Origin of the sequence: Pseudomonas sp. W5-36 (assembly GCF_046540455.1) — a bacterium.
Taxonomy (GTDB): Bacteria; Pseudomonadota; Gammaproteobacteria; order Pseudomonadales; family Pseudomonadaceae; genus Aquipseudomonas; species Aquipseudomonas graminis_B.
The window spans coordinates 99,273-120,247 of the sequence record NZ_JAXCIQ010000003.1 but is presented as its reverse complement, the minus strand read 5'-3'; the positions used below and the strand labels follow the sequence as shown (position 1 = coordinate 120,247).

Sequence of the window (20,975 nt, the reverse complement as noted above, 5' to 3'; positions counted from 1 at the left end):
CTGCCGGAGCGTTTCATTGATCAAACACCGCCAGCGACGCCGGCGTTTTCGGCACGGCGGTCTTTGCCGGTGCGGGGGAATCATTGCCGGCCATCAACCCGCCGCCCAGCGCCACCACCAGCTCAGCATGCACCGTCAGGCGCTCAGCCTGGACGTGTTGCTGCACCTGCTGTTGATGGAACAACAACGTCTGCGCGTTGAGCACATTGAGGTAATCGGTCAGGCCGCGTTTATAGGCAACCATCGCGATGTCGTAGGTTTTCTGCGCGGCGGCCACTGATTGATCGGCGAACTGCTGTTGCTTGTCCATCGACTCACGACGAATCAGTTGATCGGAGATGCTCTTCAGCGCCATCACCAGGGTCTGGTTGTACTGCGCGACAGCTTCGTCGTAGCCCGCTGACGCCACGCCCAGCGCCGAACGCAAACGTCCGCCGTCGAAGATCGGCAAGGTGATCGCCGGGCCCACGCTGTAGTTGAATTTCTTGCCGGCGAGGAATTCCAGCATGCCGCCGCCGGTGGCCATGTAACCAAGGCTGCCCATCAGATCAACGTTCGGATAGAAGCCGGCATGGGCCACATCGATGCCTCGCGCCTGCGCCGCCACTCGCCAGCGGCTGGCGACCACATCCGGACGCTGCCCCAGCAATTCGGCGGGCAGCGCGGAGGGCAACGTCAACGCCGCGTTCAGTGACAGCGTCGGCCGCTGCAGACGTGCGCCCTCGCCCGGTCCTTTGCCCGCCAGCGCCGCGATCTGATTGCGGCTCAGGGCAATCGCCTCGTCCAGGGCGTCAATCTGACGATGGGTTTCGGGCAGCGGGGTTTGCGCCTGGCTGACTTCAAAATGGGTGCCGATGCCGCCGTTCAGACGACGCTGGGCCAGATCAACGATCTGCTGCTGTTGCGCGAGGGTCGCTTCGGCGATGTCGCGCTGGGCGTAGTTGAGCGACAGCTGGATGTAGGCGCGGACGATGTTGTCCTGCAATTCCAGCTGCGCCTGACGCTCCTGCGCCGCGCTCATGTGCGCCATGTCCAGCGCCTGTTCGGAGTGATTGCTTTCCTGGCCCCACAGGTCAAGGGAATAACTCAGGCCCAGCGAAGCGTTGTTGTCCCACGTGCTGGTGTTCGACAGCTCACCCGGGCCGTAGAACTGATCCGTCGGCCAGTTGTGTCGTTTCAGGCTGCTGTCGCCGGAGACGTGCAGGGATTCCGCCGACTCCGCGATGCCCGCCATGGCCTTGGCCTGACGCACTCGCGCGGCAGCGATCGCCAGGCTGGGGCTGCCCATGGCGGCCAGTTCGATCCAGCGATTGAGTTGTTCGTCGCCATAGGCACGCCACCACTGACCAGCCGGCCAGTGGGCGTCTTTGTCGGCCGCCTTGATGGCGTCGTCGGTGGCCAGCGCGTCGGGCGACAACGCTGTGCCTTGTGGGGCGATTCCGCCAGTTCCGATGCAGCCGCTGATGAGTAACGTTAAAGCGCACACACTGAGGGATTTGAGCCCTCTGACGAGACGACGCGGCACTGCTGCAATTACCTGAATGGAGGGGGAATCGATGATGCGGCGATTCTAGGGGGCGTCTAGCCCGGCGATAAGCCGGGACTTCTGCGAATCTTTGTTACGGAACCGGAGATAATCCTTTGGTATGGCTGACATGGATCAGTTACTTCATGTCACAATTTGCTATCTCATCTGAGAACGGCCAATGGACACTCTGCAAAACATGCGCGCCTTCACTTGCGTGGCGCAAGCGGGCAGCTTCACCGCTGCCGCCGCTCAATTGGACACCACCACCGCAAACGTTTCGCGCGCTGTCTCCAACCTAGAGGCCCACCTGCAGACCCGGCTCCTCAACCGCACCACGCGACGCATCGCCCTGACTGAAGCGGGCAAGCGTTACCTGCTGCGCTGCGAGCAGATTCTCGGTTACGTCGAAGAGGCGGAAGCCGAAGCCAGCGATGCCCATGCGCGTCCGGCCGGGCAGCTGAAAGTCCATTCGATGACCGGCGTGGGCCAGCATTACGTCATCGACGCGATTGCCCGCTACCGGCGCAATCACCCGGACGTCTCGTTCGACCTGACCATGACCAACCGCGTCCCGGACCTGCTCGAAGAGGGGTACGACGTGTCCATCGTGCTCGCCAGCGAGCTGCCGGACTCGGGCTTCGTCTCCCAGCGACTGGGCATCACGTACAGCATCGTTTGTGCCTCGCCCGCCTACATCAAGGCGTTCGGCATGGCCCACCGACCGGCTGACTTGCTCAACCATGCTTGCCTGCGTCTGGTCAGCCCGGTGTTCCCGCTGGAAAAGTGGGCGTTCGACGGCCCCGAAGGCCAGGAAACCGTGACCATCGGCAACTCGCCGTTTCTGGTGAATTCGGCCGACGCCATGCAGGCGGCGATCAGCAGCGGCATGGGCATCGGGATTCTGCCGATCTACTCGGCCATCGAAGGATTGCGTAACGGCTCGCTGGTGCGGGTGTTGCCGCAGTACCGGTCCCACGAGCTGAACCTGTACGCGATCTACCCGTCGCGGCAGTACCTGGATGCGAAGATCAAAACCTGGGTCGAATACCTGCGCGGCTCGCTGCCGGAAATCATGGCCGCCCATGAAGCGGACCTGCAGACCCATGTATTGCCGGAGACGGTTTAACCCTCCGCCCCACCTGACAACGTATCCATCCACCTCGCCAATCCCTCGGCAAGAATGTTAGCGTGCTACGCAATGCCCTTCTGAACTGCCGAGAGAAGCTATCCGATGAAAAAGACCGTCCTTGCCTTCAGCCGCGTGTCTCCGGAAATGGCCGAGCGCCTGCAGCAAGACTTCAACGTGATCATCCCCGACCCGAAAAAGGGTGATCTGAACGCGCAGTTCAACGAAGCCCTGCCCCACAGCCACGGCATGATCGGCGCTGGCCGCAAGCTGGGGCGCGAACAACTGGAGAATGCAAAGCAGCTGGAAGTGGTGTCGAGCATTTCGGTCGGTTACGACAACTACGACGTCGACTACCTCACCGAACGCGGCGTCATGCTGACCAACACCCCCGACGTGCTGACGGAAAGCACGGCAGATCTGGGCTTCTCGTTGATCATGGGCAGCGCCCGCCGCGTCGCCGAACTGGACGCCTACACCAAAGCCGGTCACTGGAAACGCAGCATCGAGGCGCCGCATTTTGGCACCGACGTCTACGGTAAGACGCTGGGCATTGTGGGCATGGGCAATATTGGCGCGGCAGTCGCACGGCGGGGTCGTCTGGGCTTCAACATGCCGATCCTGTACAGCGGCAACAGCCGCAAGACCGCCATCGAGCAGGAATTGGGCGCGCAATTCCGTACGCTGGATCAGTTGCTGGCCGAGTCGGATTTCGTCTGCCTGGTGGTGCCGCTCAGCGAAAAGACCCAGCACATGATCAGCACCCGCGAGCTATCGCTGATGAAGAAGAGCGCCATTCTGGTGAACATCGCCCGCGGCCCGATCGTCGACGAGCCGGCGCTGATCAAGGCACTGCAGGACGGCACGATTCGCGGCGCCGGCCTGGATGTCTACGAGAAAGAGCCGTTGGCTGAATCGCCGCTGTTTGCGCTGAGCAATGCGGTAACGCTGCCTCACATCGGCTCGGCGACTGACGAAACCCGTCAGGCCATGGCCGACCGCGCCTACGCCAACCTGCGCGCCGCGCTGTTGGGCGAAAAGCCGCAGGACCTGGTGAATGCGCAGGTGTGGAAGGGCTGAGCTCACTGTGATGATCGTCCCCACGGTCCCCGTGGGAACGATCAAAGGTTTCAGCCCGCCCTATGTCAGCTTCGCCCCCACCGGCACAATCACCCTCGGCTTCCTGAACACCAGCACGTTCCCCGCCATCACCAACACCAGCCCCATCAGCGCGGGGGCGGTCCATTGATAGCCTTCGGCAAACGCCGACACATTCAACGCCACCACCGGGAACAGCACCGTGCAATACGCCGCGCGCTCCGGGCCCATGCGGCCGACCAGGGTGAGATAGGCGGTAAAGCCAATCACCGATCCCGGCACCACCAGATACAACAGCGAGCCGATGTACCGCGCGTTCCACTCAAACCCGAACGGCGTGCCGCTCAGCAGGCAATACACGCACAGCATCGTCGCGCCATACAGCATGCCGTAGGCATTGGTGGTCAGCGGACGCAGGCCGGCCTTCTGTTGCAGGCTGGAGAGCATGTTTCCCGCAGAGAAACACAGCGTGCCGAGCAGGGTCAGCGCTAGACCGATCAAGGTCTCGCGGCTGGCGCTGTGCCCGGCCAATTCCGGCCAGAACAGGCACGCCAGCCCCATCAGCCCCAGCGTGCCGCCCAACACGACGTTGCGCGCGATTTGCTGCTTGAAGAAGATTCGGGCGTTGAGCGCGTTCCACAATGTCGCAGTGGAAAACACCACCGCCACCAGACCGGTCGGAATCCACTGGCTGGCGGTGTAGAAGCACATGAAATTTACGCAGAACAGGCACAGCCCCTGCGCCAGGCAGATGAGCTGCCCGCGGCGATTGACCTTCTGCAGTTTCCCGGTCCCTAGCAACAAGGCGAAGAGGATGAGCGCCGCGAGGCCAAAGCGGTAGACGATCGACACCGGGATGGCGACCTCGCCCAGTTGCAGTTTCAAGGCGATCCAGGTCGTGCCCCAGATTAAAACGGTCAGCAGATACAGCGTGATGTTCATGTCGAGCTCCCCAGTGAGGCCTCAGTCTGGCGGCGCGGGTCTGCCCTCACTTGCAGAAACTTGCGCATTTGATCGTCACCCCGCTGGCAGGGGGCAGCGCTCGGAGTAGGATGCGAGGCGCAGAGGAGTCCCCATGTCGTCACTCGAAACCATCCAGGTCTTTCAATCCCTGAACAGCTCGCCCCACGCGCAGCTGGAGAAGTGCGCGCCTCTGGGCGACGGGGTGATGGCGGCGCTGTGGAACAACCGTCATGACGCGCAGAACTACCATGCGCCGACGCACCACACGCTGTCGTGCTACATCGACGGCGGCACGGGAACATTCCGCCGCGATCAGCCGGGCAAGAAAGGCGCTCCGGACAAGATCTGCACGCTGCCCGCCGGCCATCAGTCCTCCTGGGTGGTGAACGGTGAAATCCGTCTGGCGCATTTGTATATCAGCCCCGAACAGTTCGCCCTCAACTGCGTCACGCTGCTGGATCGCGAGCCACGCCAGTTGGCGTTGCAGGAGCACACGTTTCTGGATGATCCGCTGCAGGCCGAGCGTTTTCATCGCCTGATCCGCATGGATTGGCGAGAGCCCGGCGAGCGCATGCTCACCAGCAGCCTGGCCCATGAGCTGCTCGACCACATGGTTCTGCGCCAGGTCGGGCTGCGTGAAGGGTTGCGCCTGAAAGGCGGACTGGCGCCGCACCTGCGACGGCATTTGGTGGAGTTCATTGAGCTGAACATGGCCGAGCCCTTAAGCCTCGGGCAATTGGCGGGCATGTGCGCGTTGTCGGAATACCACTTCGCGCGGATGTTCCGCGAAAGCTTCGGCCTGCCGCCCCATCAATACCTGCTCGCCCGACGCCTCAACCGAGCCCGCGAACTGCTGCGCTCGACCCGCAAGCCGTTTGGCGAGATCGCCCTGGAATGCGGCTTCGCGAGTGCCAGCCATTTCAGCAACCGGTTCAAACAGTCAGTCGGCGCGACGGCGGGCGAATACCGGGCTGCGTTTGAGTCGCGTTAAAACTCCAGCGTCGTCGCCATCACCACCTGCCGCGAATCCCCCAGGGACACGAAATAACGGCTCACCGCCGAGCTGTAGTAGGTGCGATCAAAGAGGTTTTTCACGTTCAGCTGAAACTTCACTTTCTGCCCGTCCAGACGGGTTTCGTAAGTCACGAACGCATCGGCGACGGTGTAGCCGGGCAGATCAAAATCATTGTCCGGATTGCCCGGGCGTTCGCCGACGTAATGGGCGCCCGCTCCCGTCCGCAGCCGATCCGCGCCCAGCACCGCGCCAAAGTCATACACCGCCGAAACCGAGCCGCTGTGCCGGGGTACGTTCTGCAAGCGGTTGCCCTTCAGGGTCGGATCATCAACCACCCAGGCATCGGTGAAAGCATAGCCGCCAATCAGACTCCAGCGATCTGACAGCTGCCCGCTCACGTCCAGCTCCACACCCCGCGAGCGCACCTGACCCGCCGTGGTGTACACCGTGTTCGCCGTCAGCGAGTCGAAATTCGCCACCAGCACGTTGCGCTTTCTGATGTCGAACAGCGCCAGCGTCGCACTGATGCCATCTGAGGAATCCCACTTGGCGCCCAGCTCCCACGCTTTCGATTCTTCGGGCAACGTCGCCGAATCCAGCACGGTGCCCCCCGCCAGCGTAGCGATGCTGGAGTTGGGCTTGAACGCCTCGGTGTAACTGACATACAACGAAAGCTCATCGCTGTAGCGGTAAACAAGGCCCGCTCGGGGAATCCACTTTTGCCCGTTCAAATCGGTATTGCGCGTGAACGGCGAGCCTTTGCCAGCCTGCTGATCGAACACTTGATAACGCGCGCCCGCGACGAAAATCCAGCGATCGGTGAGGTGCACGGAGTCCTGAGCAAACACCGAGTCGCTGCGCAGGATATCGAGCTGATGGCTGTCCGCCGCACTGACCTGAGTGCCCTCCGCTTCCTGGCCATACACCGGATTCACGTAGCTGAACGTGCTCTGGCTTTTCTGGCGGATCAGCTCACCGCGCGCGACTTTGCGGTATTCGTCGTCGACGCCCATCAGCAACTCGTGCCGCAAGCCCGCCAGCGAGGTGTCGCCGCTCAACGTGAGCGTGGTGAAGCGATCGGTGCTCAGGGCGTTGCCGGTCCCGTCGATGGAGCGGGTCAGCGTGCCGGTGGCCGGATCGACGGCGGTCACGCGCACCTGACTGGCGTCGTAGGTCTCGCGGTTGTAGCTGTAACCGAGGTGGCCTCTCCAGGTGTCGTCGAAGGTGTGATCGACCTCGAATCGATACAGGTCCGAGCGCCCTTCCATTGTGTTGAAGGGCTCGTCCAGACGCCGGGTCGCGGGGATGTTCAACGGACGGTTTGTGCGAGGATCGATTGCCGTGCCGCGATCAAACGGCGAGAGAAATTCCCGGTGTTCGTAGGACGCCAGCACCTCGGTGTCATCGCCATACCAGGCGAGCGATGGCGCGATCAGCGATTCACGGTGTACGCCGTAATTGCGCCAGTAATCTTCGTCTTCGTGGTCGACGATCAAGCGGTATGCCAGCCCGGTGGACGCGCCTTCAGCGCCATCAATCGCGCCGGTGCTATCGAACGTTCCGCCACTGCCGTTTTTGCCTGCGCCGTAGCTTGAACCTCGCGCCGTCAGCGAGTTGGCCGACTGTAACTGCGGACGCTTGCTGACCACGTTGATCACCCCGCCCGGGTCCTGAATGCCATACAACAGCGACGCCGGGCCCTTGAGAACTTCGACGCGCTCGGCGGTGACATTGAGGTTGCGGCCCTGGACCACCGGCATCCCGTCGCGCATGATCGAACCGTCGCGATTCTCGCCAAAACCCCGCTTCATCAGCGTGTCCTGTGTGCTGCCGAGGGTGTTGCCCTGGGTTACGCCACTCACGTTGGCCAGCACATCGTCGAGATTGTGCGGCGCCTGATCCCTCAACACCTGCGCCGGAACAACGCTGACCGCCTGCGGGGTTTCAAGGCGCGGTGTCGCGCTGCGCATCACCGATGTCACTGCAGGCGGCTGATAGCTGTAAACGGCACTGAGAGTGGAGTCGATCTGCGTCGCGCCAAGGGTGACCGCACCCTCGACGGGGCGGGATTGCAGCGTGAAGGTGTCGTCTGTGGCACGGCGGAATGTGAGGCCAGACGTGCCCAGCAGAATACGTAACGCCTGTTCCGCACTGAACGAGCCCATCAATGCCGGGGCATCCACCGCGTAAGGCACGTCCTGGGTGTAAATAACCCCCTGCCCTGTGACTCGACTGAAATCCCTGAGCGACTGGGACAGCGGTTTGGCCGGAATCGAAAAGTCGTAGGCCGGCGCGGCTGCCTGAGCGCAGGCGCTCCAGACCGCTACCACCGAAAAGCCAAACCCACTTCTCACATCGATCACCCCGTTTGAATGCGATACACCTCAACAACTCGCCTGTGGTCAACGGATCACAATGACCCGCCCGAGCGCTTCGTATTGCTCAAAACCAACCACGGATTTCAACGCCGCCAGCACGGCCTGCGGATCGCGGCTCGGGAAGCTGCCGCTGATGGTCTTCGCGGCCAGTTGGTCGTTGAGCAAAATGATCCGGCCCGGGTAATAACGGTTCAGGTCGCTGATCACATCAGCGAGGGGGGCGCGGGCGTAATTGAGCCAGCCCTGACGCCAGGCCAACTGGCTTTCGCTGTCGACAGACTGCGGAGCGCCGGTTTGCTCACGGTCATAACGGGCCCGCTGACCTGCCGTCAGGATCCGCTGCGGGGCATCGGCGGCCGCTTTGACCCCGACACGTCCCGACAGCACAGTGATTTGCGCGCCGGGCGGCTGCAGCCGTACTTCGAATTGCGTGCCCAGCACCCGGGTTTCGCCGCGTCCGCCATCGACCACAAACGGCTCGCCGGTGTGGGTAACGTGAAAGAATGCGGCGCCACGGCGCAACTCGACGTGCCGCTCTCCGTCGCCAAAATGCACGGCGATTGCGCTGTCGGCGTCCATCGTTACCTGCGACCCGTCTGACAGGATCAACGTCCGGACCTGCCCCGGCGCCGACACATAATCGGCATTCAAGTCCTCTGCCCAGCGCTGGGGATTCCAGCCCAACCCCGCGCTGATCATCAGCACCAGACACGCCGCCATCGCCAGCGCCGCTCCCCTGCGCGGCTTGGGTGCGTCCATTTTCCGCAGCAAAGCATTGAGTGCGGCAGCGTCTTCGCCGGCCAGTGTGGCGGCAGGCTCTTCGCTCAGTTCCCACACGACCTGAGCCTGGGCGTACGCTTCGGCATGAGCGGGATCAGCGTGCAGCCAGCGGCTGAAGCGCGCCTGATCGGCAATCGTCGGCTGGTTGTGCAACACGCTGAGCCAATTCAGGGCCATGGTATGGGGATCGGCAGTCGGATCAGGAACGGCATTCATCGGCGTACGCCCCCGGGTTTCCCGGCAAGCGGCGGAACCCGATTGACGTCCTGATTGATGCTCGCCTTGCAGACCTGCAGGGCGCGCATCATGTGTTTCTCCACGGCACTCTGCGAAAGGCCCATGGCCCTGGCGATTTCGGCGTACTTGCGCCCGTGGATTCGGTTGAGCAGGAAAATCTGCCGGGTTTTCTCCGGCAATCCGCGCAACGCCGTTTCGATGTGGCGCAGATCGTTGCTTGCTTCCAGCGCCGCTTGGGGTTCGTCAGTCTCGGCCCAGTGCGATTCCGGCAGCCGCTCATCGCTGAGCCGGGCGCGAGTGCTCTCATTGCGCAGATGGTCAATGGCGATATTGCCAGCACAGCGCAGCAGGTAGGTGTTGAGCTCCTCGACCTGCACCAGCGGACGCCGCCAGAACCTGAGAAACAAGTCCTGCACCAGATCCGCCGCCGTCGCCCGGCAACCCACCCTTCGGCTGACCAGCGCCTCCATTTGCGGACGCTGGGACAGAAACACCTCCAGAAACCGCGCGCGTGCAGCCTTCGGAGCCTCGTGGTCGAGGTCCTGGCACGCTGAGTTCAAGGAAGGAGGCGGATCGATCATGATTCAGGCACGGGCTGGGGGAGGATGCGAGGCGCAATATTAATGATAAATATTCTCATGCGCAAAAGATGTCCGACGAATCTCGCAACAAATCTTCAGCGGCCGAAGGTTGCCCCCAAAAAGGCGCGGCCCAGCAAAACTGGACTTGCCGGTCGAGTTCCCCCTTTCGCGAAATATATTCTCGGTTCCAAGGGGTTGAATTGTTCGGGGATCGGCGCCAACACTGTGAATGAGGGCAGACGAAAAACACCTCGTCCAGACTCTCCCGAGCAAGCCAAAGTAAGGGAAGAACTATGCAAATCCAGGTCAACAGCGATAACCACATCGAAAACAGCGTCCGTCTGGAGGAGTGGGTACGAACCACGGTTGAAACTACGCTCGAACGATACGAAGAGGATCTGACCCGCGTTGAGGTCCACATCAACGACGAAAACGGCGACAAGCCAGGCCCGCATGACATCCGCTGCCAGATGGAAGCCCGGCCAAAAGGACACCAACCCATTTCTGTGACCCACAAGGCCGATTCGATCGATCAGGCAGTGGATGGCGCAGCGGTCAAGCTGGACCACGCCCTGGAACATCTTTTCGGAAAACTGCGCGGCAACAAACGCGGCGCGGCTCCGGTGATTGAAAGCGATCTGGATGACGAGCCGGTCAGTGCTGACGCGTTGCTCGAAGAAGAATTTCTCGAGAAGGACGAAGCGTTGCACGGCTGATGCAGCAGCTCTGAAACACTGAACGATTGAAAGAGGGGCGAGCCTGGAAACGGGCCCGCTCTTTTTTTGCGCCGTCGTTAGGCAACCAGCGCTTGAATGAAGAACCGCGCTAAACGGATGGCCGATTCAAGTGGCCGACCTTTCGCACACAAAGAACGCATGAGGCGCGCAAATGGTGCCGAGCGGGAATGGGCCAAGCCCTTGGCCAGTACAAGACGGATGCTGAAACCATGACCTGCTTCTCGTTTCCGGGCCCTTGGGTCCAGCGATCGGGACCATTTACACCTTTCGTCCGTTGTGGCCCAAACCCTGCAAGCTTTGTATCGTCGAGCTTACACCTCACCTGCACGCCGCAGGCCTGCTGGCCTCGGACGCAGTGACTCGCTCAATACGACGACGTTTCAACGGACCACTGATGGAAATCACCGCGATTTCAGCGAGCGCGGCCAGGGCAGGAATCATTAACCGTTGATCGGCTTCGAGAACTAAAGGGATTCACCCCCAGTCAATTCATGCAGATCGTTAACAGGTAACAGGCCATGGATAACCCTTTTCAACTGATCACCGACGCCTTCCATCCCGACTACCGGGTCAACCTGAGTATCCAGGGCCTCGACGGGACCATCATGCTGACGCTGTCGAATGAGTCAGGTGTGGTCGCCAAACGGCTGATCAGTGCCGAGCAACGCAACTCGCCCAAGCGGCTGCGCCGTCTGATCGAAAGCATCCAGTTCGGCATCGCCATCGAACAAGGCCATAGCGCCATCAAGATCCTGGCAGCCATGACGGATGGCGACCTCAAGCAACTCTCGCCTCCGCCTACCCGAACCCGCTTCCTCGGCCGTCCGCAGTTGACTGCCGGCCTCTGATTTTTTGATGCGCAGGGCATGAGGCGATAGTGATTGCCTCTCCAGCGCAGTCTTTTCGCGGCATCATTCTCAACCCGCTCCGTCCCCCGCCGACGATCGCCTACGTCCCTGTAATTTCCGCCGATTCAGCCCTCAGACAGAAAGCACCTGTTACAACAAACCTGTAGCAACAAACCTGGTAGCAAGCCGGCTGCCCCGTTACACAACAACGGCGAGCAGCAGAGTCTGGACAAGTCTGAGGTGACGATATGTCTCTACGATACATAGCGCTGATTGGCGCGCTGGCGCTCGCGACCGGCTGCGTGGAAGAAAGAGTGGTGCACGAGCGGCGAGTGGTCGACCGACCCGCGCCCCGCGCCGAATACGTCGAAGTCGTCGCCCCGCAAGCGCCGCCCGTGCGCGTCATCGAAGAAGAACCGGCTCCGCGCCCGGGCTATGTCTGGTCCCGCGGCTACTGGCGCTGGAACGGCAACCGCTACGTCGCCGAACACGGCCACTGGGAAGCGGTACGGCCGGGCTATCGCTATCAACATCCGTACTGGGAAAGTCGAGGCGATGGCTGGCATTACCACGTTGGGGTGTGGGTGAACTGACTGTTCTTTGCAGATGAAGATGCCCCGTTGAGACGGGGCATTTTTTTTGGATTCGCTGGTGGATAGCTCATCGTAAAACAGCTCGCTGATTGCAAGCGGCGATTACAAGGGAGAGGCAAGTTCGTACCGAACGACCATCCCATCTTGCAAAGTATCTCGGTCGCCGCTGCAGCAACAACCTGCCAACTGCTTGAAGCATCACTGGTCGTAGCGCTAATGGCGAAGGACAGGATCCACTCTCAGTTGTTTTATGGCGCCTGTAGTCCTAAATTAACGGCATGCCGTGGTCTTGTCAGGCCACCATCTGGGCGTAATTGGCGCCCTCCAATGGGGACATAACCGCTAAATGGATTTTTTCGCTAATTTACCTGGCTGGGGCGACATCGAGCGAAACCTCGACCATAAATTCAGTGAGCTGAATCAGGGCGTTGATGACGGCTGGAACGGCTTCACCCGTCGCATCAGTAACGGCGCAACTCAAGCCTACGGATACGTGGGTGGGCATAGGATCGACAATGTTCGCCACGCGCTGGACTTGTCCTCCCCCATCATGCAGATGAACATTCGGCGCAAATGGGCGTCGATCAATATTGAGGAAATTCTGCCGGAGTTGATTAAGCTGTTGCAGGAAGTTGTGATGATCGTGGGCGGCAGCGTAATGATGGGAGCTGCGATGGGTGGCGCAGCCGGCTCACTTGCTTTAGGTGCTGGAGCCTTGCCCGGTGCGGCAATCGGCGCAGGTGTAGGGTTGCAGGTCGGAAACTTGATCATGGCAGCGCTTGGATTATATGCAATCGCTGGTTATTTCTCGGCAGGTATCGGACCATGCCTATCGACGATATACGAAGGGCTATGCACTGCGTGGCAAGCTGAAGACGGCTTGAAAGATCCAGGCCTTGACCCCACTGGCGGTTCCGCTGCGATGATCCAAGACCGCATAGCGCGCGCAGCTCGGCTGCTGGCCCAAGGGCAAGAGCAGTTGGTGCTGCTGTTGCTCATGGCGATTGTCACCTATCTGACCCGTGGGGAGATGAGAGCGGGTGTATTCAACAGCTTGGAAAGTATCGCTGCGAGAAGTGCCAAGCTCCGAGCAGATATTTCCAGCAAACCGATCGTTGAATGGCTCACGAAAAATGAAGAGAACCTTTTAGGGCATCATGAATTACAGATCAGGGGAGTCACTTCAGTCGAGCAGCTGGCGCGGGAAAGTAAGATGCGTGATTTTTACGCCAAGCAAGACCCGGAGTTCGTGTCAGTCGAGCATAAACGAAACTCTGTGAAGACACTTGAGCCAAAGGGCTTAAGTAACCAGCAGATCCATGATTACCTGCAAAGCGCTGATGGGCAGAAATATATCGCTAAAATTGTAGCGGCAGATCCTAAGTTATCATCTATAGGCGTCATGGAAAGAGCTTTCAGCCATGTAGCATCAGGGAGTAACGTACCGATCACCACCAACATTACAACACCGCTTGTAAAAATCGTACCTGTGACCGAAAAAGGCGCTTCTGACTACTCGCCATTCTTCACCACAATGGAAGAATTGCAAGCGGCTGCTAAATCCGATAAAACGCTAGCAGATGCACTCGGCTTACCGGTCATCAGTGAAAATGCCAAGTATCACATTTTTGAAATTACGCCACTTCAGCCAACCGAAGTATTCAAAAGCACGGTTGCACCAACAGTAGAGTTCGGCGGAAATATCACTAGAACAGGCGGAGCGGCACAATATCTAGTGCCTAACCGGAAAGAATGGTCCGCAGCAAAGCTCATTGGCGAAATCGACAATTAGGAATCAGCATGGATATTCTAGCGTTGAGACAGACCGCAATCGAATTGCGGAAGCAATTAGAACGGTATAAAGAAAAAGAACCCGCAGCACTCGCTTTGTACCAACACATGGAGCATTTAATATCGGCCGCCGAACGAGGTGAGATCACTAGCCAAGTCGAAGCACGAGACATACCAGGCCATCGAATTATGGATGAATCAAACCTCCGAAAATATCGCGATCTCTCTGGGGCCTACAGCAATTTTTATGTCGAACTTATCGAAGGTCGCGGCTCGGATACGCTCAAGATGATTGAAGAAATCATGAAAAAGGCCAGGAAGTAATCCCAGCCCGTCTGGTAATGCGTATGGATGGGAAACGCCGTCGCCACGCCCCTGTCCACAGCCCTCGGCGTTGGCCGCTAAACGCATACATACCAAAAGCCAAGACCTATGCCGGGCAAACGGTAGATGAGTCCTAAACAATAAGGACTCATCCCATCCCTACTCCACCTTCTCCTGCACCGACGGATACCTCGACGAGGAATACCTCACCACCAAAATCGAGAACGCCAGCAACAGCACGCCGCCGCAGACATAAATGATCCCCAAATCCGGCGCTTTGTGATGCGACACGTCGCTGATCAGCAAGCGGATCAAAGCGGTCACCCCGATGTAGAGCAAGAACCGCAGCGGCATGTGGTTGGTCTTGAAATAGATGCCGACCATCGCGCCCAGTTCGAGGTAGATGAACAACAGCAGAATATCGTCCACCGCGATGTAGTCCTGCCCGAGCATGCCGATGAACGCTTTTATAGCGGCGTATGCGGTGACCGCCCCAATACCGAACAGCGCCAGATAGTGAAACGCTTCAACGGCCAGATTACCCAGGCTGTTGGCGCCGCCGTGAAGCTTCGCCCGCATTCGATCTGCCCATCTCACACCAGCCATCCCTCACCTCCCCTGACCAAAACAAAAGTGTTCATAACGAGCGCTGCGATTGAGCGCAGCGGTGGATCTGTCGACGCAGGGCGTTGGCCGCGTTGATGTTCACGATGTACTTCCTTGGGTGATCCGTACGGGATGATGCGCCGCGCGCATGACGATTTGCCCGTGCGCAGCCTGGTTGTAGGCAAGCATTAATAGGGCCATCGGCTAAGGTTGAGAACGTGACCAGATGTCGCAAGGCTGCGCCTGGTAAAAAAAGTGAGCGCTCACCCCCTACCCAAGCCGAGGCGATTCACCTATGCTGCGCACTGTATAAATACACAGTAAAAAGACGGAGCACGCTGTCTTTGCATCATCCGTCGGCCGAAGCGTTGAGCGCCCGGGCTGATCCCTTACAACTCTGGAAATGACGACGAGGCCAACAATGGCTGTTGAAACCCTTTACCGCAGTACCCGTGATTTGGAGACTACGTTCGTGGACCGCAAACTCGCCGATGCCCATGATCAGATGCTGGAACTGGCAGAGCTGCTCACCGATGTGCTGATGAAGAACGTCGCCGGGCTCTCCGAAAAACACGCTGAAGACGCCAGTATTTTCATGGCGAAGAACCGCGCCATCTTCGCTGCCGCTTTCAAGAGCAACGCCCTTGCCCTCAACGAGCTGGCACCCGCGGCGGAGCAGGCTGAGTAATCAGCCCAGCGACTTTGGCTTCAGCCAGTTGAGGCAGATTTGCCACGAAGGCGATTCACTCCATGTCCAGCAGCCGTTCTGCCAGCTCATCCGCCACCCGCGCGGGTGAGCGCTTTTCAGCTTGCGCATGGGCGAACACCTCGGTCAGCCGCGTGCCGATCTGAGACAGATGCGCGGTGATGTTGCCCGGGCTTTGCCCCTGATGATGCAGTGCGACATAGATCAGGCCACCGGAATTGATCACGTAATCCGGGGCATACAGAATGCCGCGGGCTTCCAGTTGGTCGGCGATCGCGGCACAGCTCAGCTGGTTATTGGCGCCACCCGCGACGGCGGCGCATCGCAACTTGGTCACACTGTGGCTGTTGAGTACGCCGCCCAGCCCGCACGGCGCAAGGATGTCGCAAGGCGTGCTGAGCAACGCTTCGCTGGCAATCGGCTTGGCGCCCAATTGCTCCATGGCGAGTTGCACCTTGCCGCTGTCCAGATCTGCGACCAACAACTCGGCGCCCGCCCCATGGAGCTGTTCCGCGAGCGCATAACCCACATGCCCCAATCCCTGAATGGCCACGCGCAAACCTTCAAGGTTATCGCTGCCCAGCCTTGCCATGGCCGTGGTACGAATCCCCGCGTACAAACCCAATGCGGTGTGCGCAGAAGAGTCGCCGACCGCCGTGGTGCCGGTGACATGCTGAGTGGATTGGGCTATGCAGTCCATGTCCTCTCTGGAGGTGCCGCTGTCCATGGCCGTGACATAACGTCCGTCGAGGGTCTGCACGAACCGTCCGAACGCCTCGAACAGGGCAGCGCGATCAGGCACGTGGGCCGGGCGCATGATCACGGCCGTTCCACCGCCCAATGACAATCCGGCGAGCACGGCTTTGTAGCTCATGTTCCTTGCCAGCTGGATGGCGTCCTCGATGGCGCTCTCTTCGTTTGGGTAGGAGAGGTAGCGACAGCCCCCCATCGCCGGACCTTTCTGGCTGCTGTGGATCGCGATCACCGCTTTCAGGCCGGTGCGCGGCTCAACCATCATGTGCAGTGATTGCACGCGTGAGCTTTGCATGAGAGCGAACATGGGCACTGCTCCCCTTTTTCGTACTGGCGAGTATAGGCGCTGAATGAAAAAAAGAAGGTCGGGCCGAGCGGATCCGGACGACGGACTGCCGTTGGCCACGCGCGATGAATCAACGCTGGACGAAGGCAGCGGCCAAGGCTAAAACAGAGTCATCCTTTAATTCTTCTCAGCCGTCTTATCCTGCCGGAGAAGTCGATGAATCCGCGCCAGCAATGCATTGCCTGTCTAGAACGGAACCCGCCCTCCACATTCGACGCTGCGGTATGGATCGCTGCGGAGCACGACGGGGAGGTTGATGTTCAGGTTATTCGCGATCAGCTCGCCGCGCTGGAGCGCAGTGTCAGTGCGGCATTACCTTTATTGCCGGTCGCCGAGCTTGCCCAGCCCTTGCTTCGGCAACTGGCGACGCTGGGGTTCCAGCAAGACGATGCCGCTCAGCCCAAACCCCAGGCTGCCTTGATTCACAAAGTGCTTGAACGTCATCGCGGCCAGCCGCTGGGGCTGGCGCTGGTTGCGCTGGAAATAGCGAAGCGACTGGAGATTCCCCTCGAAGGCGTGAACTTCCCGGGGCATTTTCTGCTGCGGGTGCCCAGCGCCGACCATACCCTGGACCCATGCGGCGGACGCAGGCTCTACCCCAAGGACTGCCGTGAGTTGCTCCTGCGTCAGTTCGGCGCGGACATGCCGCTCAAGGCTGAGCACATGAAAACCGCGACGCCTGCAGCCATGCTTCAACGCCTCTCGCGAAACCTGCGCTATCTGCATCAGTTAAACGATGATTTGCTCGCGGCACTTAAAGACGCAACCCGCGTGATGGAACTGGGCCAGGCCAGCACCAGCGATTACCTCGCCCGTGCCAGCCTGTACCAGCATCTGGACTGCCCCCAGGCCGAACGTTTCGACCTGGAGCATGCGTTGATGTTGAGTGATGACCCGTTGCAGAAGTTGCGCCTGACGCAGCGTCTGCAGTCTCTGCCGAGTGGGCGCGCCATCCATTAAACGGTCTGGGCTGCCAGTTTTTTTACCGCCCACTGACCGACTTTGATGACCAGTGCCTGATCATGAGTCAGGACTGTCTTGACGCCGGTGCCTCCCAGTATTGATCCAAAGACAGCAGATCCAAAAAACCAGGACGCGGTCGCGCGGTCTCCGTCGTGATAGGCGAGCAAGCCTCGTTGTATATCGATGGCGGTGTGAAGCACTGTCCATGCAAGCGCTCCACCGGGAAACGGCATCAGCAGCACGGAGCCGAGTAACCTTACAACCGAATAAACCTTCTCGACCCAGCGCTCCGTCCGGCTTTTGGTCTGAGCATCGACATCGGCAATGATGCGACTGATTTGTTCGTTGTAAAGATCATGGATGTCAGTGATTCGATCGGTATTCTGGTACTCCCTGTTTTCAACGCGGACCCACTGCACCGGGAGATTGCGGTCCATGGCGTCGAAACGAGACCCCACACTCGGCTGTCCTTTGTAGGGAACACGAAGGTAGTAATAGTGGCGCATGGCAGGCGAGCGCATAAGTTGCACGTAGTCGGTCACCTTTCGGAAGCTGACGCCATCGGGAGCATCAGGGGTATATAACAGATTGAAGTCGCCATCCGAGGAGCTGAAATCCCGGAGCATATAAACGCCTTGAACGATGTAACCGGCAAAGCGGAACATTGAAGCGCTGCTGCGGCTGATACGGCGTTGCAGCCCCTCGTTTTTGTCGAGCACCTGCTTATCCAGCGAAACAATCAATGGCACCAACCATTGATATTGCGCAGCGGATAAATTGCCTTTCAAAAATTCTCGCATCGCCGCTGAGCGCATATCGAACTGCAGACGCCTGCCAAATAACGCCCTGCGATAGCGATACTGCTCGTGAGAGGTGTCCAGGAACTCTCTCCTGATCCACTGGACGTAACGCTCACCCAACGCCGCTTCCCGCAACGATTTGTCCACTCGTTGGACGAAGTACAAGGGCAGCGCCCTCAGGTCCTGCCCTACCGAGGAGTACATCGGCGCCGCAGGAGTAAAAGCGTACTGATCGGAAAACCCTTCCATGAACAGGCTGGTCAGGGACCTCAACCGCGTGTACGCACTGAAGTCCGGATTCGCGACGTACGCAGCGTTCTCCAGATCCACGAAGATCGTATCGGTATCGACGCGCTCGTTGATGCCTTGGCTGGCAATGTAATCATTGAGCAGCTTGCTGCCTTCGCTCCTGGCGAATTGCTCGAAAGACACCATCGCCTGCGTTGTGTGCACAAACGCCTTGTTCAGTTCGCTGACCCGATGATCAAGCAATGCAAGGGCGCCACGGTTCGCATAAGCAGTTTCCATGGTGAACCCCAACAAATCAGCATCATCCCGAGTCAGCGTCCGGTCGACCTTATGACGAATTGCATCTGAGAGACGATCTTCGAAGTTGTCCCCTTCCAGCTCATGGAAAACGACACTGGACTCACCCCACAACGTGCCCTTGAGACGAACTTTTTCCAGAAAATCGGAATGGTCAGCCTCGGCGGTTAAAGCCGTCTGGTCTTGCACATAATTGCCGCCCGCATCGGTCGCCAGCCAGCTGCCGACTTCAAAGGACAACTGGCGCCATGAGCTGAACCCGAACATATCCTGGCCGCCTGGCGCACCGGGTGCGTAAAGAACGTAATGATCGTCGCCTGCCGCATCCTGCTTACGGAACACCAGCAAATCTTTGAAGCGCATGCCGTTGACAGCCAGTTTCAGGCTGCCCAGCCTCATCACTGCACCGTCTTGAATAATGTCGGCGCGCACCAGATGGATGAGGTCCTGGCTTCGGTCGTCCATCAGATGGCCTTGCAGCACAGCAGCCCAAGCACTCAGCGCCAACGCGGCGTCTCGCCTGTGGGTCAGGGCTCGCAAGGTCTCCTCATGGGTAAACTGCGCCCTGAGCCGCTGCAGGTAACGGCGCTGCACATCCAGCTCATCAAGCATTGTTTTCACAAACTCGAATGTAAACGCAGGATTCGAATACGCAGCAGGGACGATCACCTTGCCGGGACCTGAAACTGCCGGCAGGCCATGCATCGCGAAATCAAGCAGCGACTTGCGGTGGTTCACCGAAAAAGTGCCGCCCTGAAGGTCAAACTCATCCGGCACGCTGATCATTATTTGCTGCGCGTCGATCGAATAGCCCAGATGCCTGCGCACATAGCGATCAATCTCATGACGGGCAAATACTTCCAACGATTCCAACCCCTCAAACAGCGCATCAACTGCACGCTTGCGTTCGCTGAATTGGTTATTGAGGTTCGCATAGTGCTCGCGCTTCTCGGGGGCCGCGTATTTAAGCCATTGAGGCTGAGTGAGATCCTCGGCACGAATGGAAAGGCTCCTGAATCGGTGCCCCATCCCTTCATCAATATGAGCACACACCTGCACTTCACTGACTTTTTTCAAAAAGGTGTGATTGCCCTCGCTGTTCGCTCTGGCCTGTTGCACCAGAAACTCGAAGTCCATGGCCTGCTTGTTACGAAGTCCCTGAACATGGCAGTGCAGCAGTGGCTCGATACAAGGCTCGTATTCAAGATCGTCGTTGCCGAAAACGTGATTTTCGGGCAATCCCGCAAGATCCGATAAATAAAGGTTTTTCAGCAACGGCTCCTTACCCGATGGCCAGGACAGTCGCCGAGCCAGCTGGCTGTTGAGCTCAGAAAAAGACTCATACCGCTCAACTCCGCCTGCGGCCATGACCAGATAACAGGGTCCGGAGGCGTGGCGGACATCGACCGCCTGTTCATCCCGCGCGACCGCGAAGACCGAGAGCAGCGGTGCTGTCATTTCGCGCGACAGACGCAGGGATATCTTGAAAAGCCCGCCAGTGGGTTGGTGACTCAATGCATGCAGCAGGCGTTTTTTTCCTCGTCGTTGAGTCGCTGCTCAATAACCTGAAACTCAATGTCGTGCTTGAGCGCCGAATGATGATGCGCACTGACGATTTCGTGGCGCGCCGCACTATTGCCGCCCGCCGGGGAATGCTCACGGCTGTCCCATGCCCAGCCAAGCGCCGCGTGATAAGCCCCGGGAAACATCGCCAGCACTTGGCCAAAAATGCTTTTGATCGTGGAGAAATCCTTTTCTGCCACCAGGTGCTGCGCCTCGGTGCTGTCGTGGCGGTAATACAGGCGCTGGGAATCTTGATCGAAGGCGCTGGCCCCTTGCGTCATCGCCTGAATCAGGGCATCAGTAAGTGAACGCGAACTTTGCACCGCTCCGGACCCGGACGCGGTGTTCAGAAAAATAATGTCCGGGTTCCACACTGATACATTCCCGCGCAGAAAGCTTGAAAGGCGGTCAAAAGCGACATCACGAAGCGAGGGGAGCTTGTCCAGTACCGAGGTGCATTGCGAGCACGCCGTGGTAAAGGCGAGAAAGTGCCGGGTGGTGGCGTGCTGCTGAAGCGCACCTTGGTTATTGAAGGGAATTGCAGCAGATAAATCATTCATGGATACAGCTCCGATAAAGAACCGTCACGCCCACCGGCATCCGGCCAATGGGTACAACGTGAGCGGTTCGAGCTGGCTATTTTCTGACGTTTGCTCAGCTTGGTAAGCGGTACATATTGCTTGGCTAATCAGG

General features: G+C 59.2%; 19 protein-coding genes. 10 read left to right on the top strand and 9 right to left on the bottom strand.

Annotation, left to right across the window (positions count from 1 at the left end):
* Positions 1-13: 13 nt before the first annotated feature.
* The gene (locus SLW74_RS06445) at positions 14-1,525 is read right to left on the bottom strand and encodes an efflux transporter outer membrane subunit (RefSeq protein WP_410928419.1); all 1,512 of its coding nucleotides are present in this window, start codon (positions 1,523-1,525) and stop codon (positions 14-16) included.
* A 181-nt stretch (positions 1,526-1,706) separates the two neighbouring features.
* Here SLW74_RS06445 and SLW74_RS06440 point away from each other — a divergent pair, with 181 nt between their 5' ends.
* Positions 1,707-2,654 carry a LysR family transcriptional regulator gene (locus SLW74_RS06440; protein WP_133772022.1) on the top strand — a complete coding sequence of 316 codons (948 nt, stop codon included), beginning with the start codon at positions 1,707-1,709 and terminating at the stop codon, positions 2,652-2,654.
* A gap of 105 nt (positions 2,655-2,759) precedes the next feature.
* Positions 2,760-3,734, top strand: coding sequence for a 2-hydroxyacid dehydrogenase (locus SLW74_RS06435; protein WP_410928418.1), 975 nt, complete (start codon positions 2,760-2,762; stop codon positions 3,732-3,734).
* 60 nt (positions 3,735-3,794) lie between these two features.
* On the opposite strand, the gene SLW74_RS06430 is transcribed toward SLW74_RS06435, so the two are convergent.
* Positions 3,795-4,694: a DMT family transporter gene (locus tag SLW74_RS06430; protein ID WP_410928417.1), complete on the bottom strand. Its 900-nt coding sequence runs from the start codon at positions 4,692-4,694 to the stop codon at positions 3,795-3,797.
* Between the two features lie 133 nt (positions 4,695-4,827).
* Between SLW74_RS06430 and SLW74_RS06425 the strand changes: the two genes are divergently transcribed.
* Positions 4,828-5,706, top strand: coding sequence for a helix-turn-helix domain-containing protein (locus SLW74_RS06425; protein ID WP_410928416.1), 879 nt, complete (start codon positions 4,828-4,830; stop codon positions 5,704-5,706).
* On the opposite strand, the gene SLW74_RS06420 is transcribed toward SLW74_RS06425, so the two are convergent.
* From SLW74_RS06420 to SLW74_RS06410, 3 genes are read right to left on the bottom strand one after another with little or no spacing between them, the layout of a single operon-like run.
* Positions 5,703-8,084: a TonB-dependent siderophore receptor gene (locus SLW74_RS06420; RefSeq protein WP_410928415.1), complete on the bottom strand. Its 2,382-nt coding sequence runs from the start codon at positions 8,082-8,084 to the stop codon at positions 5,703-5,705. The two genes, SLW74_RS06425 and SLW74_RS06420, sit on opposite strands and share 4 nt — an antisense overlap.
* 48 nt (positions 8,085-8,132) lie before the next feature.
* Positions 8,133-9,104 carry a FecR family protein gene (locus SLW74_RS06415; protein WP_410928414.1) on the bottom strand — a complete coding sequence of 324 codons (972 nt, stop codon included), beginning with the start codon at positions 9,102-9,104 and terminating at the stop codon, positions 8,133-8,135.
* Positions 9,101-9,706, bottom strand: coding sequence for an RNA polymerase sigma factor (locus SLW74_RS06410; RefSeq protein WP_410928413.1), 606 nt, complete (start codon positions 9,704-9,706; stop codon positions 9,101-9,103). Before SLW74_RS06410 ends, SLW74_RS06415 begins: the two co-directional genes overlap by 4 nt.
* Positions 9,707-9,999: 293 nt before the next feature.
* Between SLW74_RS06410 and SLW74_RS06405 the strand changes: the two genes are divergently transcribed.
* The 5 genes from SLW74_RS06405 to SLW74_RS06385 all read left to right on the top strand — a co-directional run bounded on the left by SLW74_RS06405 (position 10,000) and on the right by SLW74_RS06385 (position 13,999).
* A complete protein-coding gene (locus SLW74_RS06405) occupies positions 10,000-10,422 on the top strand; it encodes an HPF/RaiA family ribosome-associated protein (RefSeq protein WP_065991892.1) in 423 nt (140 codons plus the stop codon).
* Between the two features lie 539 nt (positions 10,423-10,961).
* Positions 10,962-11,291 (top strand): DUF3509 domain-containing protein, encoded by a 330-nt coding sequence (locus SLW74_RS06400; protein WP_065991891.1) that lies wholly within the window; start codon positions 10,962-10,964, stop codon positions 11,289-11,291.
* A gap of 248 nt (positions 11,292-11,539) precedes the next feature.
* Positions 11,540-11,884 carry a YXWGXW repeat-containing protein gene (locus SLW74_RS06395; RefSeq protein WP_074884139.1) on the top strand — a complete coding sequence of 115 codons (345 nt, stop codon included), beginning with the start codon at positions 11,540-11,542 and terminating at the stop codon, positions 11,882-11,884.
* A gap of 346 nt (positions 11,885-12,230) precedes the next feature.
* Positions 12,231-13,676: a DUF6861 domain-containing protein gene (locus SLW74_RS06390; protein ID WP_410928412.1), complete on the top strand. Its 1,446-nt coding sequence runs from the start codon at positions 12,231-12,233 to the stop codon at positions 13,674-13,676.
* Positions 13,677-13,684: 8 nt separating this feature from the next.
* The gene (locus SLW74_RS06385; RefSeq protein ID WP_410928411.1) at positions 13,685-13,999 is read left to right on the top strand and encodes a hypothetical protein; all 315 of its coding nucleotides are present in this window, start codon (positions 13,685-13,687) and stop codon (positions 13,997-13,999) included.
* Positions 14,000-14,158: 159 nt separating this feature from the next.
* On the opposite strand, the gene SLW74_RS06380 is transcribed toward SLW74_RS06385, so the two are convergent.
* The gene (locus SLW74_RS06380) at positions 14,159-14,578 is read right to left on the bottom strand and encodes a phosphate-starvation-inducible protein PsiE (protein WP_410928410.1); all 420 of its coding nucleotides are present in this window, start codon (positions 14,576-14,578) and stop codon (positions 14,159-14,161) included.
* A gap of 448 nt (positions 14,579-15,026) precedes the next feature.
* On the opposite strand from SLW74_RS06380, the gene SLW74_RS06375 reads away from it, so the two are divergent.
* Positions 15,027-15,293 carry a YebG family protein gene (locus tag SLW74_RS06375; protein WP_192132622.1) on the top strand — a complete coding sequence of 89 codons (267 nt, stop codon included), beginning with the start codon at positions 15,027-15,029 and terminating at the stop codon, positions 15,291-15,293.
* A 55-nt stretch (positions 15,294-15,348) separates the two neighbouring features.
* On the opposite strand, the gene SLW74_RS06370 is transcribed toward SLW74_RS06375, so the two are convergent.
* The gene (locus tag SLW74_RS06370; RefSeq protein WP_065991883.1) at positions 15,349-16,371 is read right to left on the bottom strand and encodes a Glu/Leu/Phe/Val dehydrogenase family protein; all 1,023 of its coding nucleotides are present in this window, start codon (positions 16,369-16,371) and stop codon (positions 15,349-15,351) included.
* Positions 16,372-16,566: 195 nt separating this feature from the next.
* On the opposite strand from SLW74_RS06370, the gene SLW74_RS06365 reads away from it, so the two are divergent.
* Complete coding sequence (locus SLW74_RS06365; protein WP_410928409.1) at positions 16,567-17,370, top strand: SirB1 family protein; 804 nt, start codon at positions 16,567-16,569, stop codon at positions 17,368-17,370.
* Here SLW74_RS06365 and SLW74_RS06360 read toward each other — a convergent pair.
* Both SLW74_RS06360 and SLW74_RS06355 read right to left on the bottom strand, forming a co-directional pair.
* Positions 17,367-20,234 (bottom strand): dermonecrotic toxin domain-containing protein, encoded by a 2,868-nt coding sequence (locus SLW74_RS06360; RefSeq protein ID WP_410928408.1) that lies wholly within the window; start codon positions 20,232-20,234, stop codon positions 17,367-17,369. The genes SLW74_RS06365 and SLW74_RS06360 overlap by 4 nt on opposite strands.
* A complete protein-coding gene (locus SLW74_RS06355) occupies positions 20,231-20,842 on the bottom strand; it encodes a hypothetical protein (RefSeq protein ID WP_410928407.1) in 612 nt (203 codons plus the stop codon). Before SLW74_RS06355 ends, SLW74_RS06360 begins: the two co-directional genes overlap by 4 nt.
* Positions 20,843-20,975: the final 133 nt, after the last annotated feature.